A 20,315-nucleotide genomic window follows, 5' to 3' on the forward strand; every position below is an offset into this window, starting at 1 on the left:
TGCGACATTTTTACCATCTGAGCTAATTTGACAGGAGGTAGACATTCCACCACATGCGACATTTTTACCATCTGAGCTAATTTGACAGGAGGTAGACATTCCACCACATGCGACATTTTTACCATCTGAGCTAATTTGACAGGAGGTAGACATTCCACCACATGCGACATTTTTACCATCTGCGCTAATTTGACAGGAGGTAGACATTCCACCGCATGCGACATTTTTACCATCAGCACTAATTTGGCAGGAAGCTGCCCCTGTATGAGAGTTTGCAAATGAGGATATTAGGCACAGCATTAGAAGGCAATATTTAAATTTATTCATATCTTTTGATCTGTGATATTTAACGCCCGCGTAATCGGCGCGAGCTTGCGAGCGTCCTGATTGACGCGATTGTCATGTGATTACAGGCCAACAACTCTGTTCCAATCTGCTATGTACATGTACATTCTTTGAAATTCGCTAGGCAATAACATTCTGTTGTGAGCAATGAAATTGCGCGATTTTTCAAGCTCATCCATTCTCTGTTTGAGCCAGTGTTGTGAAGGAATGATGGATTCAAAATGCTCCCACTTGTTTAAGATCACCTGAGCAAGATGCCCAAAATCTAAAAAGCCAAGAAGATCAGTTTTTTCACCTTCTAGCCATGAATCCTGATGGGCTGTTTGCTGTCTAGTTTCAGCATGTTGTTTTACTTTTTGCGGCAGTTTATCAATCCAATCCACGCCTTCATTTTCAGATAATGTTTGCCTTATAAACTCTCGTACATGATTCTCGAAAGAGAATAGAACAGCATATAACCTAGCCATTTCAAGGGCATTGTTCCTTAAGTTAACTGGGAATGCTGCTAGAGCCTCCGCCAAAAGACGCTCTTCAGTTTCTGTTTGATCTGCCCCAATTTTTATTCCTGCTTTTTGAAAAACAGATGCTTCAGCTTCAAACAATAATCCCCTAAACAGAAAGTCTCTTAGCTCCTTGTGCTTCAAAATAGATGTTCCTTCAGCGACTTAAATATTGCGTTATAAACTTCAATATCCTTTGTTGCAGGCAAATGTACCTGAATGTTGTAATGCAACCCTGGCGTTTTGATGTGCACTGCCGGAGCACTTGTAGGAACCTCTGTTACAACACTCGCTGGTTCGTGGCTTTCTGTTGGTTCAGTTATTTTTTTTGAGGATTGTTTTGCCTTTAAATCCGCCAAATCCAGGAGGGAAAAAAATGTTCGCCTCATATTCAAGGCCACATTATCACTTGCGTTGTGATAGCTCTTAAACTTGCCCTCAATCGCAGAATGATCCGCTGATGTCGGATGTTCTTTTATAAGGAAAATGTCCGCATATGCTTCCTTTAAAGCTTCACCCATAATTTGTTTGGATTGGGAGTGGTCTCGGTAATCTTTGTAACGTGCTGTAGGCTTGCCGTCAGGCGTTAAAAAACCAAGAGCTTTTAGCAATGGTATGTATGCACGTTGCTTGTTAGATTTAAATCCTAGGTCAATTAAGAATTGTTGTGTGAATTGAGGCGGAGCCTGTCCATCTCTTAGCTTGCTAAAAAAATCACCTAGTTTGCCATAAGCTTCTGTGTAAGCATTTGATAAAGCCAATTTCGTCTCCTTCCTCAATTCACATAATGTGATTTAATTTTCATTTTTGAAAGATAACTGACTGCCAAAATAATTGCAATTTGTTTACATTCTTTTGAAATCTGCATGGCGCTTGATTGTTGTTGCTGATACCTGATCAGTAGCAGGTATAACTGAATCGACAAAAAGTGCAGATCGAATCAAGTCAACGCGCATCGTGTCAGCACCGGGCAGGCGGTAAAAAAGCAGTCAAAGCTACCAGTTTTCATCCAAGAAAAAATCAGAATCTGACAATATCCGGTGTATGCGGAAATGGAGTTACATCACTCTCTGAATCATGCCATTTTTGTCAAAAACAGGGGGAGTATGTGCCAAAAACGTCTTTATCTCTTAATAAAACAAAGGGGTTTTAAATATACTCCATCCAGTATATTTTGAGCTCTGGCAGATAAAAAAGAGGCATGTACAGTGCAATGCTGGTCTCAGTGTTCCAGCGATGTCAGCAATTTGGGGATGGCGGAAACGCCGCTGCAGGCGAGTGCGGTTTGCGGCGTGATGCCGATGCGCGACGATGCGCGTGAGGTCGGTGGTGGGTTTCTTCTGGCGATATCCAGTTGCGCCTGATCGTGAGCTGAACGTGATCGTTAGTTGTGGCTATGCTGGAGATGGTGATTGCGATCGTGGATGGCGGTGTGCATTTGTGCGCGCATGGCATCGGTCAGCGCTGCGCGGCGGCGATATTCGCTGCGTTTGTTGGATGGTCGGGATTCAAGCGGTTTCTCATCCGGTGCATGCGGGATCTCGAAATTTCCTCTGTGATTTTGATATCCGCCAGCCAGCAACCATAGCTGGTCATACTCAGCATGAATAGATTTTTTCAGGCGATAACGCCATGCGCGGTGTATGTGGTTTTCTTTACTGACGCATTCTATTGTTGTGCAATGGATTTGCGAGGCGAGGTTGCGTAACACGTCGATTAATAACAGGCGTGGCTGAATTCCGTGCAATGCACTGGTGGCTGTGCGTGCCAGTTGACGGCAATTGCCGCGGTTTGATTGAATGCCGCCGACCTTGATCGCATTGCCATAGCGGTTTTTTACCAGGGTGAACGTGACATAAAGCAGCGTCTCGTCATTCATGCTCAGTGCAAGTGTGAGGCCGCCTTCGCGTTTAAATGCGTCATCCCGCAACAGGTGAATGGTGAAATTTTCTTCGTTTTTTCCGGCAAACCGGGACAGTAAAAAACGATGGCCACTGACAATATCTGCCGTATTTTTTGCACCCAACAGACTATGCAGTAATTCGAAATGGCAGGCGAGCATGTTAACCCGTTCCATTGCGCCGAGATTGCGGTCAAAGAATGGGCGATGAATAACATCAAGCAGGTTGGCATCGCGATCAACGAGCTGCCGTAAATAACTGCTTCTGACAAACTGATACCACGACAGGCTGGGTTTTAAATTGAGCAGCGTGCGGGCTACAAATTTACTTTTTCGCTCAAGGCTGACGGTGTCTGCGGCGGACGTCATTTTGTAGGCCCATGCCAGACTGGCTGTGACCTCACTTGTCCACTGATAGCATCGCTTCAGATGTGCAACCAGGCCGGGCGTACATAAAGCGGAAATATTTTGTTCAAGCTGTGACACAGCGCTACCTATTCATGCAACATAATGTGGCTGATTGTAACTCAATGTATCTACTTCACAATTGGAGCGATGCTTCAGGAAGGGGGAAAGCAGTACACAAATCTGGCTGATTTCTAACGATTTAACAATATTTATAGTTTTGAGGTCGCTTGCTGGTCAGGTTTGCGGCAACGGTGTTCCGTTTGTCTGGAACGCAGCAAGAACGAATCGTGTGTGGCCGGGTGCGACCCACGCCGATGACAGCACTGGAAGATGAGCGCGCCGCCGTTTGTGCAACAACGCCGCACGCTTGTTTTATCTATGTTGATAGCGGGGAAGACATCCCGCAATTTGAATGTCAAAAGACTTGCGCGCTCACTGGCCTTGCGGTGCTTGCCACAGTTCGATTTTATTTCCCTCAGGATCAATCACCCAGGCGAATTTTCCATATTCGGATTCATCTGTCTGATCGAGCACGTGACAGCCTTCGTCCTTTAACGCGTTGACTAATGCGTGCAGGTCTTCCACCCGGTAATTCACCATGAAGGAGGCCGAACCCGGTGCGAAATGATCGCTGTCTTGCGGGTGTATGCACCAGGCAGTGGTGCCCGCAACCGGCTTACCATCGGCATCAGCCCAGTCAAAAGCTGCGCCGCCCCAGACCTGAACATCGATTCCCAGATGTTGCTTGTACCACGCCTGCAATGCCGGTGCATCTTTGGCTTTGAAGAAAATGCCGCCTATGCCTGTGACTCGTTTCATAGCAACTCCGCTGTGTGATGGTAGAAAAAGAAATGGACTGATGATGGGGGCGAATCTGAAAAAACAGAAACCTGAATGCAGGGAGAACAGCCATCGGGCGTGTCCAGCCGTTGTGAAGGATACTTGCAGTGCGCTATTTCTGCAACGATACCGCGCTCAGGCAGCAGCAATCAGGGCGACGATTTTTGCGATGGCGATCAGTAAATCCTGACGGTCGGCATCGTCGCTGATGGCGGTTTGTATGGCTTTCATTTGCGCCAGTTCTGCATCGCTGGTGATGGTGCCTGCTTTCAGCAAACGTGCCTGATAGTCCCCGTAGTCTTGCAGCAGTTCTTTGAGTGGTGCGATCAGCACGGCTTTATCATCCAGTGTGGCAGCGCGATACTGGATTTGCAGATCGGTGATGGTGTTGCCCATCACGCGCAACATTTCAGCGTCATTGTCTTTGACAGGCATGGTTTCTCTCCCTTTAACAGCGCATTATTTCTGGCCGACGACAGCATCAAGCAAAGGACTGAGCGCAGCGTCATTTTTCAAGTTTGCTTCTACGCGGTTGATGCTGTTGATGGCACTTTGTGCTGTGGCCGCGCGGTTGGTGACGTTGCCGTACAAGGCAGAAAATTCTCTGAGTGATTCCAGCAAATCAGCCACTGTCATCTGATCGTAATGGACGCTGGTTTGCGCCAGTTTTTCTCCGAGTACAGTCGCTTTTGCAAACTGGCTGAGGATGAGGTCGCGGCTCTGTGCCTCGTTGGTTTGATTCAGCAGGATATCGTCAGCAACGCTGCCGAGCAACGCGGCGCGGGCTTTTTCGTCAGCGACGGCCATGGCTTTGCTGCGGGCTTCGATAATGCGGATGCGGGAAATATTATCGCGGCCGGTGGATGGCAATTCAGCAAAGATATGCCCCAGTCTGGCAAAACGCGCCGTGACATTGACCACGAGTTTTTGCGCTTTTTTTACCTCATCCGTTGCCAGCAGATAGCCGCGCGGAAGATCGGTGTACATGGCGGCGAGCTGCCGGTGTGCCTCGCATGCCTGATTCAGGGCAGTCAGCGCCGGGGCGTTTGCGCTGTCGGTGATGCTGTTGTCGGCATAGATTAAATCGAGCTCAGTAGCGCCAAATTTCTTTGCCTGCGCCAGTGATGTGGCAATGTCTGAACGGGTAAGTGCTGGCATTGCCACAGCCGCTTGCAAACTATCGGCACCCATCTTGCAGGCGCGGTCTGCTTCATTGCTGAACGTGGTCGCGGCAAGCTGCAACGCCTGCGCTTTTTCCTGATTGCACGCGGAAAGACAACAAACGCTCAATAAGATCAGGGCGCACTTGATTGCTGGCAGGGTATTCACGCGATGCTCCTTGAGTTAGATGGCAAGGGAGTCAGAACTTTGAATGACTGTTGGCAATTTAGCAGTGATTTTTAAAATGTCAATAATTTAATAATTGGCTGGATAGTTCTATCACACCGGAATCGCATACAGCCCAAATCTGGAGCGATAAAAAAAGGAAGGCATTGATTTGACGCGCCTTGGCGAGCGGAATGTGGCCAGCAGGCGCATCTTGATTGGGGGGTATATGCAGCTTATTTTTTTACGGCAGGCAGATTGTATTTTGCACGGCAGGATTGGCGCATTTCCATTTCCTGATTCAGGGTTTCCTGTAATGGTGTCTGGTTGGCGGCAGATTGCGATTTGAGTGCGCGTTCAAGGAATTTATCCGCAAAACATTTGCAATAATCGTCCAGCTTAGGGTTGCCTTTGAGGTCACTTTCTCCTGTCGGCATATTCACCGATTTTTTGCACATATCAGCATAAGCATTTGATGCCTGAACGAGTTGTGCGGCGGTCTGTGCGGATGCCGTGACACTGAACAATGTGGCAGCAGCGCAGGCAGAAATGACGGAAGCGATGGAAGCGAAGCGAAAAGCTGAAGGGCGATGCATAAAATTTCCTTCTGATGTGAGTTGAAGCTCTATTTTTGAAGTTCTATTTTAACAATGCGCGCTTTTTTATCTCTTGATAAAAGTGTAAGTAAATGTATGCGTGGCGACAGATTGGCGCGCTGCGTATGTCGTGTTGTTGCAGCGCTGACGCAATGATCAAGTCAGCGTTTGCTGTATGACCCAGGCGGGATCGTCGAGTGGCAGGTCGTGTCCGGCATCAGGATGGATGCGCAATTCGACCTGCCAGCGGTGAGCCAGAGTGGCGGAGCATTGCGGGCTGACCAGCACATCCTTGGCACCAGCCAGCATCAGCAGCGGCACTTGCGGTGCCTGTGCGGGCGCGCGGTAGCGCATCGCGGCGAATAGCTGGCGCAGGATGTTGCGGCGGCGGATAGGGAATTGCTGCGCGTAATGAACCCAGTCGTTGAGCAGTTGTTCTGCTTGAGGGGCATCGCTCTGATGGCTGGTCAGACGCAGGATCAGTTCTTCGCGCTGGCGCTGTGTTCCCGTCAGCATCGTCGCGATGATGGCGGGATAGTTGGCCGGGCGCAGGCGTTGATAAAACGGGTTGTACGGTGCGAGGCTGGTGTTGATCAGCACCATGCGTTGCAGCTCTTGCGGATAGCGTTCTGCCCACGCCACCGCGACCATGCCGCCGAGCGAGATGGCGAGCAGTTTGATCTTGCCTTCGGTTTGTTGTTGTTGTTGTTGTTGTTGTTGTTGCTGTTGTTGAACTTGCTCGCGTGCCTGTTCAACCATCGCGCCTATGCTGGTGGCGCTGGCTTGCAGATATAAAGCGCCATTACCGACAAAATCAAGAGTGATGATGCGTTCGTGCGGATGGGCTTGTGCAAACTGTTGCGTGAAGTTGCCCCAATGCCGTTGTTCGCGCATCAGACCGCGCAGCAGTACCCAGGTCATGGGCGATACCAGCGTTGCACGGCGCGTTCCTGCAGGCGCAGGCGGGTCGGGCCTTGCGCCAGCCATTCCTGATGACCACAGGTGGCGCGCATTAAAAAATCCAGCCACGAAGTATGCCGCCGTAAAACACGGTGCAGGCGATGTTCTGCCACCGGATTGAACATGCCGTGGCGCGAGAAAAGCTGGCGCGGATTTTTTTTGACCCACAGCCACGAGCCCATTTCCAGCGTCAGCGGTAAAAAGGTTTTGCCAGGTTGTTCTTGTGATTGCAGGTACAGATAATCCCAGATGTCACCATGCGTGCGATATTGCAGGCTTTGCGGCTCAAACAGGTAGCGATGATTCGGATGAGTTTGCTGAAACAGTTCTTCCAGCGACAGAATATCGGCCAGATGCGGAATCGGATGCACGCTGTGCGCATGCGGAAACCAGACGCGGTCGCGCAGGCCAAAGCCGGAATGGCAGTCGATCGCGATGCTGAACTGGCGCGATAATAATTCTTGCTGAACCGTGCGTACCAGCGCAATATTTTCAGCTTCCATGTCAGCGTCTGCGGGTCCCCGGTACCACGGCAAGTGTTTGCTGATGCGATGCCCGCCGAGCATGAACGGCACTTTTTCGGTTGCTTCTACCGGCGCATTGCGCATCAGATCAACGCCATTCGGATTGGCGCGTGTTGCCTGCCACATGCCGCCGGGATTCACCAGCGGCATAAAAACCAGCCGCACATCCTGCAGCATGTGTTGCAGGCTTTTATCCCATTTCAGGCGGGTCAGTAATCCACGCAGAAAAGATAGCAGCACTTGCGAACCTATACGTTCCAGCCCGTGGATGCCGCCAAAAAAACCTATCGCAGGCAAGGATGGGTCGGGATTGCCCAGTGCCAGTTTGTACACCGGAAAGCGCTTGTGCTGGACATCGATCTCGCACAGTACGTCAACCTCCAGATGCGGATGTCCGAGTTCAATGATGTGTTCGAGTTCTTTTAATTCAGGCAAGGCGGGCATGGAGGTGTGCTTGAAAATGGACTGTGCCATGCTAGGGGAGTGGCGGCTAGAATGCAAGAATATCCTTGCGCAGTGCGCATGGATCAGACGCTGACGGCCGCTGGCCGTTGGTGCTCAGAAAAATAGCTGCCGGGCGACGAACTGATGTATTTTGTAGCGCGGTATTTTCAGAAAAATATTACCGGGCGAAAAACTAGCATTCGTAAAGGTGTTCTGGCTACAATGCCGCTCGCTGTGTTTTGCACCGGTCAACCTTTTTTCATCAGGAAAATTCATCATGGCAATGGACGTTATTGATTATCAGATTTTCGGCGACGACATGCAGTTTGTCGAAATTGAACTCGACCCGAATGAAGCGGCAGTCGGTGAAGCCGGTGCGATGTTTTACATGGAAGACGATGTGCAGATGGAGACGATCTTCGGTGACGGCTCTGCAGCACAAAGCGGCATTTTCGGCAAACTGCTGGGCGCGGGTAAGCGTCTGGTGACCGGCGAATCAATGTTCACGACGGTGTTCATGAACGGCGGCAGACAAAAACGCAAAGTGGCTTTTGGTGCCGCATATCCCGGCAAAATCATTCCTATGGATCTGGCGCAAATGGGCGGCACTTTGCTGTGTCAGAAAGATGCTTTCCTGTGCGCGGCAAAAGGCGTGGCGCTCGGCATCGCATTTCAGAAACGTCTGGGCGCAGGTTTCTTTGGGGGTGAAGGTTTTGTACTGCAAAAGCTCGAAGGCGATGGCCTCGCATTTATTCACGCCGGTGGTGCGATCATAGAAAAGACTTTGCAACCCGGCCAGACCTTGCGCGTTGATAGCGGTTGCGTGGTCGCCTTTACGCAAGACATCGATTTCGATATTCAGTTTGTTGGTGGCGTGAAGACTGCCTTGTTCGGTGGTGAGGGTATGTTCTTCGCGACCTTGCGCGGTCCTGGCAAAGTCTGGTTGCAGTCGCTGCCATTATCTCGTCTGGCTAACCGCATTGTCGGTGCGTCTAAAATCGGCGGTGGTAAAGGCGCTGAACAGGGCTCTGTGCTTGGTGGCATTGGCAATCTGTTTGAGGACGAATAAATTGTTCTGACTGAATAAAAAAGCCGCCAGCAGTCTGATCTGCTGGCGGCTTTTTTAAGCCTCATCAAATCAGCATCGTCGTTACATCAGCTTTCGCAGCACAATTGACTGGACGTGCGGGAACGATAATCGGTGATGAATTCATCAAAGCTGCCGGTTTGCGATCGTTCCATTTCTTCCTGTTCGGCGACCGAGGCTCTGGCCAGTTCTTCGAAGTAGCGGCGCTCTTCTGCGCTTGGCGGGCGGGCACGGAATTGTTCTGCCAGTACCTTGCTTTGTTTCAGAGCAAACTGATAAAACGAATTATTTTCGGCACGTATCGCGGCTAAAACCTGCGCCGATGGCGTCAGATCGGGGTTTTGTAATTTTTCGCGCTGCACCTGCAGAGAATCGGCATGCACATGATCGCTGCGTTGTGCATCCAGCAGTGCGGCTACCGGTGCAATTTTTTCCAATAATTCCAGCCCCCAGTTTTGCAGGGAAATTTCTTGCCCGCCATGACGCAGCATGAGACCAGGGCGGCGTCCTTCTTTGACTGTCAGCGCAAAATTACGGGTATTTTCCTCGCCTTCGGCCTGATTAGTCTGCGGACTTTCATCCAGCGCACAGAACAATAAAAACGCATCCAGAAAACGCGAGGTTTCCAGATTAATCCCCAGCGGATCAAATGGATTCACATCCATACAACGCACTTCAACATATTGCACACCGCGCGCGCAAAGCGCTTCGATAGGGCGCTCGCCGGTACGGATGACGCGTTTCGGGCGTATGGTTGCGTAAAACTCGTTTTCAATTTGCAGAATGTTGGTATTGATCTGTACCCATTCGCCATTGATTTGGGTGCCGATTTTTTCGTAAGCAGGATAAGGTTTGCGAACAGCGATGGACAGGCTGCGCATGTAATCCATCAGGCTGTTATACGGCGGAACCAGGCCGTCCTGTGCGTTATTCTGATAACCCAGATCGCTCATGCGCAGGCTGGTCGCGTAAGGCAGATACAGCGTATCTTCCGACAGGCTTTGTAACTGATGCGTACGGCCACGCAAAAACGATGTTGCCAACGCTGGCGAGGCACCGAACAGATACATCAGCAACCAGCTGTAACGTTTGAAATTGCGGATCATGGCAATGTAATTTTCTGACTGCACGTACATGGCGTCGCCGCTGGTGTTTTCCGCTTTTTGTAATACCTTCCAGATGTTTTCAGAAATCGAATAGTTGTAATGAATACCGGCAATGCATTGCATGCTTTTGCCGTAACGCAATGCCAGGCCACGACGATACACATGCTTGATCATGCCGATGTGCGAGTTGCCATACCAAGCGATCTGTATGTCTTTTTCGTCTGGTAACGGACAGGGCATGGACTGGCTCCACAGCATTTCGTTGCCCAGTTCGGTATAGGCGAAACGGTGAATCTGATCCAGTTTTTCCAATGCCAGCGAGATATCCTGTTCTGCCGGCGTGATGAATTCCATCAGCGACTCGGCATAGTCGGTTGTGATCTGCGGGTGGGTCAGCGTTGCACCCAATGCGGCCGGGTGTGGCTTCGGCGACAGGTGTCCTTCTGCATCAACGCGCAGGGTTTCGCGTTCTATACCACGCAAGCCCTGTCCGAGAAGAGGGCGGTACGTGTCGTTATCCAGTAGTGCCAGTCGTCGGTTTAACAAGTTGCTCACGAGAATTCCTTCTAAATTACGGTGTTTTGCATCATCTGCATTAATTTCCGAGCAAGCATAGCCGAAATTTGCATTTGGCATCGTGACCCGCATCAGTGTTTGCTTTTCAGCGATTGATGAATCTGAAAATAAAAAAGCAAAACATTGTAATTTTGGTTATATTGTAATGATGACGCTGAGAAATTGTACGGTGGATTTATTGCAGGCATATTTTCCCGGGTGGAATCTCTTGTTGAGTCTGTTTTTAGTTCCCGGCCGCCTTAATCATTATTCATGGGGAGTCAGTTGATGCAATTTGCTTACACGATTATTTACGTACCTGACGTTGCCGCTTCGCTCAGTTTTTTTGAAAAGGCTTTCGGCTGTCGTCGTCGCTTTTTAGATGATTCAGGCATGTATGGCGAACTCGATACCGGTGCAACCAAGCTGGCATTTGCGGTACATGAAATGGGGACTTTTAATTATCCCGGTGGTCATGTTGAAGCCCATCAATCTGCGCAACCACTTGGTTTTGAAGTCGCTTTTGTCACTGATGATGTGGCGCAGGCACATGCGCACGCTTTGCAGAGCGGTGCCAGAGAACTTTCACCGCCTTCACAGAAACCGTGGGGACAGACGGTTTCTTACCTACGCTGCCCCGATGGCATCATGGTTGAGTTGTGCACGCCGTTGCCAGACTGAATTCGTGAACGACCGACGCAAGGAAGTGCTTAAAAAACTTGCAGATCTGTGGCGATAGTACAGAATACAGTGCTGTCCTCGTCGTAATTTTTCAGTCGGAGTCCGCCATGATGACCGTGCCTATTGTGATCGCGTTTGAAGCCTCGGGTTTTGGCAGAGGCAGTTATCCGGTTGAAGTCGGTTTTTCTCAGCGTCACGGCGAAGGCTGGTGCAGCCTGATCCGGCCAGAACATGACTGGAATCTGTGGGACGAGATTGCTGCTGGTTTACACCAGATTCCGCGTGAAATTCTGGTGGCGAATGGTAATCCCGTGCGGATGGTTGCCGAACAGCTTAATAGCCAACTCGATGGATATACCGTGTACACCGATGGCTGGGTGCATGATTACATCTTGATGGCACGTTTGTTTGAGGCGGCGGCGTGTTCACCGAATTTCAGATTAGCCGATCTGCGCGAAATCATTTCACCGCAGCAGGAATCCATGTGGCAGGCAACAAAAATACAGGTTGAGGACGAACTCAATCTGGCGCGTCATCGTGCCAGCAACGAGGCGCGGATACTGCAATTGACATGGTTACGTACATTTGATGCCTGTCGCATCCTTCATTAATGAGCGCAGCGCCCCATTTTTTGCAGGCGCGGGTTGTTCAGAAACTAGCCATTTTCCTCCTTTAACATCGGCCTGACAGCCTAGATGTCGATTCCATGTATCGCCATTGCTTCCCGCAACTGATCTGCAGCAGCGGCAAAATTAAAATCATGTATGGCGGATGCAAGTGTAATAAAACGTTCACCGAGAGCCGCCCGCATCAGTGCTTCGTGCTGATCAAAGGTATCGCTGCTGGCAAAATCATCCGCCGCAAGTTCTGCGGCGAGACGAATGCTTATTTCACGCAATTCGCCCAGGTCAACAGCCACCGCTGTCTGTACTGACTCGACTACCGGGAAGCGCTTATCGATTGCGCTAACGAGTTCTGCCAGCGTGCCTGGAACGAGTTTTAGTGTTGCTTGAATTTTCTCCTTCGGCTCTCTATTCCTGATGGACTGTTCAAGTGACTCGGCCATCGTGCGCAATTCTCCGGCACCAATTTGTCCGCATAAACCTTTGAATGTGTGTGCCAGACGTTCCGCCAACACCAGATCGCCTTGTGTCATTGCCTCTGTCAGCCGCTCTGGAAAATCTTTCTGGCCGTCACTGAACTTGCGTAGTAAAGACGTGTACAGCGCTTCTTTTCCCAGCGCGTGATGTAAGCCAGCCTTCACATCAAGCCCGGCAACAGGCGCAATCGTGACAACGTCAGATTGCTTATGTGCAGGTTTGACGGTGGCGAGAGTCACTTCCCGCAGCGGTTTAATCCAGCGCCACAGGGTCATCCATAACTGATCAGGATCGATAGGTTTGACGAGGTAATCATTCATACCGGCGTCGATGCAACGGTCACGGTCGCTCGCCATCGCATTGGCTGTCATCGCTATTATCGGCAACGCCGACCACTTTTCCTGCTTGCGAATTTCGCGGGTTGCGGTGACGCCATCCATGACCGGCATTTGCATATCCATCAGCACCATATCGTAGTCCTTGTCCTGATTGTTCAGCATATTCATCGCAATCGCGCCGTTATCAGCAATGTCGACCAGAAACCCAGCCTGATGAAGCAGTTCCATCGCGACTTCCTGATTCAGTTCATTGTCCTCAACCAGTAAGATGCGGGCACCGGTAATCGCTGCCAGATCGGTTCCTGGCGCCGGATGTTCTGCCGAGCGCAACTGGCTGGTCTGGGTGGTGCCGAGGATGCGCATTGCGGTGTCGAACAAGAGTGACGAAGTCACAGGCTTGATCAGAACATCATCGATTCTTGCATCGTCCGCAGCCTTCATAACTTCGTCGCGACCATAGGCTGTGATCATCACCATGTGCGGCGCATTTATCGGCATGCTGCCGCTGATTTTCCTGGCGGTGGCAATCCCGTCCAGACCGGGCATCTGCCAGTCAAGAAACACAATTTCATAGGGCTCGCCTGCGTTTGCGGCGCGTACAATTTCGGCGATACCGGCTAACCCTGAAGGCGCGAGTGAAACAACAAACGACATGTTGCTTAACATGTCGCCAATCACTTCGCGGGCGTGATCGTTGTCATCAATCACCAATACGCGGCGGCCACGCAGATCCGGTGTTGGCAGTAATTGTTGTTGCTTCCCCTCGCGATGACCAAGCGGTACGGTGAACCAGAACGTGGAGCCTGTTCCCAGTTTGCTGTCGACGCCAACCTCGCCGCCCATCAGGCTGACTAGTTGGCGTGAGATGGCAAGACCCAAGCCAGTGCCGCCATACTTGCGGGTTGTGGAGGAGTCGGCTTGCTCAAAACTTTGAAATAAGCGATTACGTTGTTCTTCATCCAGACCGATGCCTGTGTCGCTGACTGAAAAATTGAGAATGAGCTCACGGGACGAAGCACGCGCAACGGCCACCCGGATAGCGATATTGCCCTGCTCAGTAAACTTGACCGCATTATTGGCATAGTTAATCAGCACCTGACCGATACGCAATGGATCTCCGATCAGGCTGTGAGGAACGTCTGCATCAATTTCCAAAATCAGTTCGAGGTTTTTGGCGGCTGCTTTTTCGGAAATTAACCCGATCACATTTTCTAATACCTGATCCAGCTCGAAATCGATGGATTCGACGGTCATCTTGCCAGCCTCTATCTTCGACAGATCCAGAATGTCGTTGATGATGCCGAGCAGATGCTGGCTCGACCACTGTATCTTTTTCATGTAATCGCGCTGGCGTGGTGTCAATTCAGTCTTCATTGCCAGATGTGACATCCCGATAATCGCATTCATTGGTGTGCGGATTTCATGACTCATGTTGGCGAGAAAATCTGATTTCATGCGCACTGCGTTTTCAGCCAGGGTTTTGGCTGCGCGCATTTGTTCTGTGGCGGCACGTTCGGCGGTAACGTCCTCGAAGACCACAACGTTGCCGCGCGTCGGATCCGCCGGATCAATGGCCCGGCTGAAGGTACGGCACCAAAGCGAGCTGCCATCTTTGCGTAACAGATTCATCTCGCGGACATCGATTTTTCCATGCAGGATGTTCGGATAAATCTGATTGCCTGCGTTAATGTAGGCATTGTCATCATGGAACCAGATGCGGGTTGATTGTCCGATTTGTTCGCCGAAGGCATATCTCAACATTTCATCCATGCGCCGGTTGCAGCGCATGATGATTCTGTTTTTGAGCAAGACAATTCCGGTACTCGCCGCATCAAACAGCGCGTCCCGCTCGTGTATCGTGGTATTCAATTCGGCGGTTCGTATCTCTATCAGTTGCTCAAGGTGTTCACGATGACGTTCAAGTTCATCAAGCATCGCCTTTTTCTCGGTGATGTCTTCCTTGATTGCAAGATAGTGCGTTATTTCGCCATCGGGTTGACGTATTGGTGCAATGTTGGCGAACTCCACATATTCGCTTTGATCTTTGCGCCGGTTGACGAGCTCGCCGCGCCAGATTTCACCGCGCGAAAGCGTCGTCCACATGTCGTCGTAGGTTGACTGTGGTGTACGCCCGGATTTGAGGACGCGTGGATTGATGCCGATGGCTTCTTCTTTTGTGTATCCGGTGTTGCGCTGAAAAGCATCATTGACATATTCGATTCTGGCATTGATATCGGTAATGACGATACTGTCCGGGCTTTGCTCGACCGCAAGAATCAATTTACGCAATTGATTTTCCTGTTGCTTCCTGACGGTAATATCCTCTTTGATCGCAACATAATGGGAAATACTGTCATCCGGCTGGCGTAGCGGCACAATAATCGCCGCTTCTATCTGTTCCCGCCCCGCGCGATCGAGGTTGATGAATTCGCCATGCCATGTCGTGCCGTTTGTCAGCGCCTGCCACATGGAATCATAGACTGTCGCCGTTGTTTTGCCTGACTTAAGCAAGCGGGGATTTTTTCCGATCACATCTTCGCGTGTGTAACCGGTATTGCGGGTGAATGCATCATTCACATACTCGATGCGGCAATCCAGATCGGTGATGATGATGGAGTTGGGGCTTTGTTCAATGACCAGCGACAGTTTTCGTATTTCTGCCGCGACTGCCTTCTCAGCAGTAATATCGCGCCAGATCGCCACCAGATAGTCGCGCTCTTTTTGCCGAATTGCCTTGACGTTGACACGAACCTCGATGACCGTGCCATCTTTGCGCCGGTGACGATTTTCGAACTCCACTCGACCGTGGTCTGCGACGTTTTGCCTGAGTTCGGCGAATTTTTCTTCAGTGTCCATCGTTGCCTGCGTATCCGTCACGCGCATGCTGAGCATTTCTTCGTGCGTATAACCCAGCAGTTTGCAGCTCGTTGCATTTGCTTCGATAAAGCGCAGGGTTTCCATGTCCACGAGTTCAATGGCATCCGGCGCTTCAGCAATGACAGTGTCAATCAGCGCCTGCCGGTCCGCTTCCTTGGCTGCGATACGGTGCCGCTCGACGGCAGCGGCCATGTGGGGCGCGATGGCTTCCAGCAGGCTCTGTTCTTCGGGAATGAACGGCGCTCCCGCATCGACAGGCAGCGCTGCGGTATAGACGACGGAGACCCGCGCATTTTGCCCCTGGATTCCGATGAAAGAGGCACTCAGGCGCTTCCCTGAGGCTTGCTTACCGTAATGCTTGTCACCGCAATCGATGAATCCTGTTGCCATATCAGGAAAGCGCATCGCCGCTGGCAGCCGCGCTGCGACTAAATCAAACATACTCTCAATCGCGATGTCGTCGCGGACAGTGATACGCAAGATATCGAACAGACATGAAAGCTCTTTCATGCGCTCACCAAGATCATACTGCGCCTGGCGGTGTGCCAGACTGGTCTCTCGAAAGGCAAGCACAGCACGCGCCAGATCACCCAGCAGATTGCCTCTTTTTTCTGCGATGACTTGTACGTCTGGCAGCGATTTCGGGGTCAGAACACCTTCTGATAAACCATCCAGAGCAGACGTCAGCATCGACAAGCGACCAGTCAGACGCATGATCAGGCGTAGCCATATCACGATCAGCATCAGTATCAACAAGCCGCCGATCACAACGTTCTGGATCGCATGTGTCTGAAAGTTTTTTTCCCGTGTTGCACTGCGCTGTGCCATCTGATCGTTGAGGTTGGCCGCGACGATGCGCACTTGTTGCGAGATATGTTGCTGACTGAGGGTTGCCTGATACGTATGGCTCATCGCACTGGACGTATCGGTTACGGCCAACTTTGTCGCCACAAGGACGGCATCGCGATAATCCTGAAAATTTTTCTGCAAATCCCTTAGGTTCTTCTCATCCACCGCTTCTTTTGCTGCTACCAGCTGTTGTTCCATTTCGGTCAACTGGTTTGCCAGTTGCTGATGTATACGGTTGGCAACCGCCTCATCAATCTTTTGCAAACGGGCTTGCTCTATCAGCGTGGCGAGCTGAACCTGAATCGCTGTGATGCCATTGTTGATATTTCTGTTGAGCTTCAGTTTTCTTTGATCCTCGGCTGTTTCGGCAATCGAGGTCTGATGTTCCTTGTTTAGTTCGCGGAAGGACAGCAGATTAAGCGTGCCTGCCAACAGCACAAACAGTGCTACCGGCAAAAAAAAGCCCATTATGTAAGGTAGCATCGGGCTACGTAAAAGCTTCATTTGTAATCCTGACGTCATTGATGAAATGTTTCAGCACTTACCGCAATCCCGACAAACTCTGTGGTGTTGCCCTATGACCGACCGCCGCGACTAATCTGAGTGATGGCCGGTGTTGTCGGATAAATTTTCGTTGAAGTCTTTCTGACTCAGCTGTGCTCTGTGACAGGGTCAGCGTATCGCGCAGCAATCTCGGCAAAGCGCTCGCGGCAAGCGACAAAAGCATCAACGACCGCTGGATCAAAGTGCTTGCCCCGGCCATCCAGGATGATTTTTGTTGTCTCGTCGAGCGTCATTGGTGGTTTGTAAACACGGCGTGTCATCAGTGCATCAAAGACATCTGCCAGCGCCATCAGGCGTGCCGACACCGGAATCGCGTCACCGGCAAGACCGGCGGGATAGCCGCTGCCATCCCATTTTTCCTGATGACTCAGAGAAATTTCGCGAGCTACCTTGAGAAACGCAAACGCACTACCTGCAATTTCTTCGATAGCGTCGTCCGCACCAGCTAATGCCTGCTCCATTGCCTTGGTAATCGCATCGGCACCGATCGTCGTATGTGTTTTCATGATCTCGAATTCCTCCACGGTGAGACGACCCGGTTTGAGGAGGATTGCATCCGGTATGCCAACCTTGCCTAGATCGTGCAGCGGCGCTGCTTTGACAATCATGTTAAGTCTGGGGCCTGCCAGCGCATCGCGGAAACGTTCGTGCTCAGCCAGATTTCGTGCCAGCAAATCCACGTATATCTGGGTCCGCACGATGTGCTGCCCAGTCTCGTTATCACGTGCTTCAGCAAGACAGGCGAGTGCCCGCACACTCAAATCCTGTATCAGCAGGTTTTCGCGCATACGGCGTGCCACCTCGCGTTCTAGCCAGTCGTTTTCATTGGCAAGGCGATCGCGTGCGCGCTTAAGTTCCAGTTGCGTATGAACGCGCGCCAACACAATAGAAGGATTGAACGGCTTGGTAATGTAATCAACCGCACCGAGTTCGAGGCCAAATTCTTCGTTTTCCGCAGTCGCCATGGCGGTGATGAAGATGACGGGTATATTTTTTGTATTTCCGTTAGCGCGCAGATGGCGCAATACTTCGTAGCCATTCATTCCGGGCATCATCACGTCCAGCAGAATGAGATCAGGGCGAGGGTCAGAGTCGGCTGCATGCAAAGCCCGTTCACCGGAGTTGGCGGCACGGATGTGGTAGTCCTGTTTCAGGAGTTCGCCCAGCACTTTGATGTTTTGTGGAGTATCGTCGACGATCAGAATGGTGGTGGGTGACGCAGAGTCCGAAAGGGAACTTTGCGGTATGCTTTCATGCATGACATTATTCTCTTATTGTGACTGGCGATTGTAGGAGTCCCGAATTCAGTATATCTGAGATGCTTTGGTCTGGAAAGCGGTGCATCCGCAGCGTTTTATCGTATGTCCAGACTGCCTTTGATGTTGATGCGCAAGACATTTTTTCGCTGTATGTTTTCCCATCGGCATGAATATTTTCTCCCCTCCTGTCTGCCGTTTCTGCATTTCATTCCTGGGTTTTGACACGCTGTCGCATGGCCATCGCTTCGTGTTGAATAAATCCGTATTCTGTTTCCATCGTATCCGGAAACAGAATCAGGGAGGGAACATAGCATGACTAAAACCGATTATATGAATGCACTCAAGCTGGCTCTGCAAGATTTGCCGGGAGATATTCAGGAAGAACTGTTGTGGACGTATGAGGGAAAGTTTATTGATGGCATGGTTGCAGGAAAAAGTGAGCAGGAAGTCATTGCCCAGTTACCGACACCAGCGTTGGTTGCCATCCAGCAAAAAGCAGCAATACATCTTCGTCAGTTTAAAAACAAAGTCAGCGTCGGTAACCTCGCACGCTTAATTGTTGCTTTGTTTGGACTGATGATTTTCAATCTGCTGATGCTGATTCCTGCGCTGTTCTGTTTCGCCATGTTAAGCAGTGCTTTTATTACGGCATTGTCTTTGTATTTCGCTGGCATTTTACTGACCGCCGGCGGTATTACAGGCGTTGATGAATTGCATATCCATGACACGCCGTATCAGCTTGTTGTTGATCACTCGCCTGCGACTGCAGATCGTCAGATAGATAAGCAAGCCCGGGTGGATATTTCAGCGTCCGGGATTCAGGTCAACGGTGAATCTGTTGCGGAAGATGAGCAGCAGACAAAACGACTCCGGATCGCGGAGCCGGTCGATATCCAGATTAATCTCGGCAAACAAGTTGATCTCTACGATGTATTCAAAGGCATTGGCATGATCATAGGATCGGTGGCTTTGCTGATGTTGAGTATGTTTCTGACCGGGCTTAGTTTCCGTGGATTCAGACAGTATCTGCGCTGGAATTTTTCGCAACTCAGACTCACCCCAGCGACCTGAGTCAAAGCGAAAACTGATGAATATCATTCCACCGTTACTGTTACTAACAGCGATTAACCAGAACGACTGAAAGGATTAGGAAATGAAATACATACTTCGCACAGGAGCAGGCATGCTGGTGCTGGCAATCATCCTGACCGCTGCTTCGGCTTTTTTTATGCAAGCGCATGCCGCTACCACGTTGACAGAAGCTGCTGCCGGTAATTTTTTTTCCGGTGACAGCAACGATACCCGCCCGGTGACAGCACAGGTCACACAAGTAGTATTAAGTGGGCCGATTGATTTACTGTTGCGCTCGTCTGTCGTTCCATCCCTGTCGGTGAGAGGCGATCCCAAGCTCGCTTCACGGGTGACCACCAGAGTTGACGGTAATACTTTATACATTACGACACGCGGTATCTTTATCACTTTAGGAAAATCCGAATCTGTCAGAGTGGAACTGAATTTACCTGTGCTTGAAAAACTACAGTTGTCTGGCAGCGGTGACGTGAATGTCAAAGGCTTTAAAGGAAAGAGGCTGGAGTTCAGCATGCGTGGTTCCGGCGATCTGATATTTGACGGCGATTTCACTCAGATACAGGGCGCGATGAACGGGAGTGGTGACTTAAATTTATCGCTGGCGAATAGTGAGCAAGTCACGTTAAGCATGCAGGGGTCAGGTGATGCGATGTTAAAAGGTCAGAGTGCTGCACTGACTGTCAAATTATCGGGTTCCGGAGACTTACATGCGGAAGCGTTGAAAGCGAAGCAGGTGTTCATCGAATCCCGGGGTTCGGCAGACAGCAAGATTTTTGCGACGGAAGAGGTGAATGCGCGGCTGATGGGAAGCGGCGATCTGTCGGTAAAGGGAAATCCGCTGCGGAGGAATGCCGAACGTCTGGGTTCCGGCGACATTATCTGGCGATAAAAGGAGAAAACTTCTGAAAAGTGTTGCAAATTGAACTCAAAATTTGCCTTGTTTTAGTGCGAAACAAAATTTTGAATG

19 protein-coding genes are annotated in these 20,315 nt (G+C 50.5%); 6 read left to right on the forward strand and 13 right to left on the reverse strand.

The window, feature by feature from the left end:
* From H8K26_RS17795 to H8K26_RS13300, 3 genes are all read right to left on the reverse strand, one after another.
* Positions 1–327: hypothetical protein (locus H8K26_RS17795; RefSeq protein ID WP_223827031.1), on the reverse strand; the 327-nt coding region annotated here is incomplete at its 3' end.
* An 80-nt stretch (positions 328–407) separates the two neighbouring features.
* Positions 408–989 carry a Swt1 family HEPN domain-containing protein gene (locus H8K26_RS13295; protein ID WP_223827032.1) on the reverse strand — a complete coding sequence of 194 codons (582 nt, stop codon included), beginning with the start codon at positions 987–989 and terminating at the stop codon, positions 408–410.
* Positions 986–1,606, reverse strand: a complete 621-nt coding sequence (locus tag H8K26_RS13300) for a DUF5343 domain-containing protein (RefSeq protein ID WP_186897580.1) — start codon at positions 1,604–1,606, stop codon at positions 986–988. Before H8K26_RS13300 ends, H8K26_RS13295 begins: the two co-directional genes overlap by 4 nt.
* 447 nt (positions 1,607–2,053) lie before the next feature.
* On the opposite strand from H8K26_RS13300, the gene H8K26_RS13305 reads away from it, so the two are divergent.
* On the forward strand, positions 2,054–2,209 hold the full coding sequence (locus H8K26_RS13305) for a hypothetical protein (protein WP_190480177.1): 156 nt from the start codon (positions 2,054–2,056) through the stop codon (positions 2,207–2,209).
* Positions 2,210–2,229: 20 nt separating this feature from the next.
* Here the strand turns inward: H8K26_RS13305 and H8K26_RS13310 are convergent, their stop codons facing one another.
* The 7 genes from H8K26_RS13310 to H8K26_RS13340 all read right to left on the reverse strand — a co-directional run bounded on the left by H8K26_RS13310 (position 2,230) and on the right by H8K26_RS13340 (position 7,843).
* Entirely contained in the window at positions 2,230–3,231 is a 1,002-nt protein-coding gene (locus H8K26_RS13310) for a VirK/YbjX family protein (RefSeq protein ID WP_190480179.1), read from the reverse strand.
* A gap of 354 nt (positions 3,232–3,585) precedes the next feature.
* Entirely contained in the window at positions 3,586–3,972 is a 387-nt protein-coding gene (locus H8K26_RS13315) for a VOC family protein (RefSeq protein ID WP_190480181.1), read from the reverse strand.
* 156 nt (positions 3,973–4,128) lie between these two features.
* The gene (locus H8K26_RS13320; RefSeq protein ID WP_190480183.1) at positions 4,129–4,428 is read right to left on the reverse strand and encodes a hypothetical protein; all 300 of its coding nucleotides are present in this window, start codon (positions 4,426–4,428) and stop codon (positions 4,129–4,131) included.
* Positions 4,429–4,452: 24 nt separating this feature from the next.
* The gene (locus H8K26_RS13325) at positions 4,453–5,322 is read right to left on the reverse strand and encodes a hypothetical protein (RefSeq protein ID WP_190480185.1); all 870 of its coding nucleotides are present in this window, start codon (positions 5,320–5,322) and stop codon (positions 4,453–4,455) included.
* Between the two features lie 233 nt (positions 5,323–5,555).
* Positions 5,556–5,915 carry a hypothetical protein gene (locus H8K26_RS13330; RefSeq protein WP_190480187.1) on the reverse strand — a complete coding sequence of 120 codons (360 nt, stop codon included), beginning with the start codon at positions 5,913–5,915 and terminating at the stop codon, positions 5,556–5,558.
* A 156-nt stretch (positions 5,916–6,071) separates the two neighbouring features.
* Positions 6,072–6,836: an alpha/beta fold hydrolase gene (locus H8K26_RS13335; protein ID WP_190480189.1), complete on the reverse strand. Its 765-nt coding sequence runs from the start codon at positions 6,834–6,836 to the stop codon at positions 6,072–6,074.
* Positions 6,833–7,843, reverse strand: coding sequence for a M14 family zinc carboxypeptidase (locus H8K26_RS13340; RefSeq protein ID WP_190480191.1), 1,011 nt, complete (start codon positions 7,841–7,843; stop codon positions 6,833–6,835). Before H8K26_RS13340 ends, H8K26_RS13335 begins: the two co-directional genes overlap by 4 nt.
* A 277-nt stretch (positions 7,844–8,120) precedes the next feature.
* Here H8K26_RS13340 and H8K26_RS13345 point away from each other — a divergent pair, with 277 nt between their 5' ends.
* Positions 8,121–8,912, forward strand: coding sequence for a TIGR00266 family protein (locus H8K26_RS13345; RefSeq protein ID WP_190480193.1), 792 nt, complete (start codon positions 8,121–8,123; stop codon positions 8,910–8,912).
* Between the two features lie 86 nt (positions 8,913–8,998).
* Here the strand turns inward: H8K26_RS13345 and gshA are convergent, their stop codons facing one another.
* On the reverse strand, positions 8,999–10,591 hold the full coding sequence (gene gshA, locus H8K26_RS13350) for a glutamate--cysteine ligase (RefSeq protein ID WP_190480195.1): 1,593 nt from the start codon (positions 10,589–10,591) through the stop codon (positions 8,999–9,001).
* 288 nt (positions 10,592–10,879) lie between these two features.
* Between gshA and H8K26_RS13355 the strand changes: the two genes are divergently transcribed.
* Together H8K26_RS13355 and H8K26_RS13360 are read left to right on the forward strand one after the other, a co-directional pair.
* On the forward strand, positions 10,880–11,272 hold the full coding sequence (locus H8K26_RS13355) for a VOC family protein (protein ID WP_190480197.1): 393 nt from the start codon (positions 10,880–10,882) through the stop codon (positions 11,270–11,272).
* Positions 11,273–11,379: 107 nt separating this feature from the next.
* The gene (locus tag H8K26_RS13360; protein WP_186897589.1) at positions 11,380–11,883 is read left to right on the forward strand and encodes a hypothetical protein; all 504 of its coding nucleotides are present in this window, start codon (positions 11,380–11,382) and stop codon (positions 11,881–11,883) included.
* Between the two features lie 80 nt (positions 11,884–11,963).
* Here the strand turns inward: H8K26_RS13360 and H8K26_RS13365 are convergent, their stop codons facing one another.
* Together H8K26_RS13365 and H8K26_RS13370 are read right to left on the reverse strand one after the other, a co-directional pair.
* Complete coding sequence (locus tag H8K26_RS13365; RefSeq protein WP_190480199.1) at positions 11,964–16,940, reverse strand: PAS domain-containing hybrid sensor histidine kinase/response regulator; 4,977 nt, start codon at positions 16,938–16,940, stop codon at positions 11,964–11,966.
* Between the two features lie 146 nt (positions 16,941–17,086).
* Positions 17,087–18,259: a response regulator gene (locus tag H8K26_RS13370; RefSeq protein ID WP_190480201.1), complete on the reverse strand. Its 1,173-nt coding sequence runs from the start codon at positions 18,257–18,259 to the stop codon at positions 17,087–17,089.
* A 312-nt stretch (positions 18,260–18,571) separates the two neighbouring features.
* On the opposite strand from H8K26_RS13370, the gene H8K26_RS13375 reads away from it, so the two are divergent.
* Complete coding sequence (locus H8K26_RS13375) at positions 18,572–19,330, forward strand: DUF1700 domain-containing protein (RefSeq protein WP_190480203.1); 759 nt, start codon at positions 18,572–18,574, stop codon at positions 19,328–19,330.
* A gap of 82 nt (positions 19,331–19,412) precedes the next feature.
* Entirely contained in the window at positions 19,413–20,237 is an 825-nt protein-coding gene (locus tag H8K26_RS13380) for a head GIN domain-containing protein (RefSeq protein ID WP_190480205.1), read from the forward strand.
* The last annotated feature ends 78 nt before the right edge of the window (positions 20,238–20,315 follow it).

This window comes from Cognatundibacterium aquatile (assembly GCF_014699135.1).
GTDB lineage: Bacteria > Pseudomonadota > Gammaproteobacteria > Burkholderiales > Burkholderiaceae_D > Undibacterium > Undibacterium aquatile.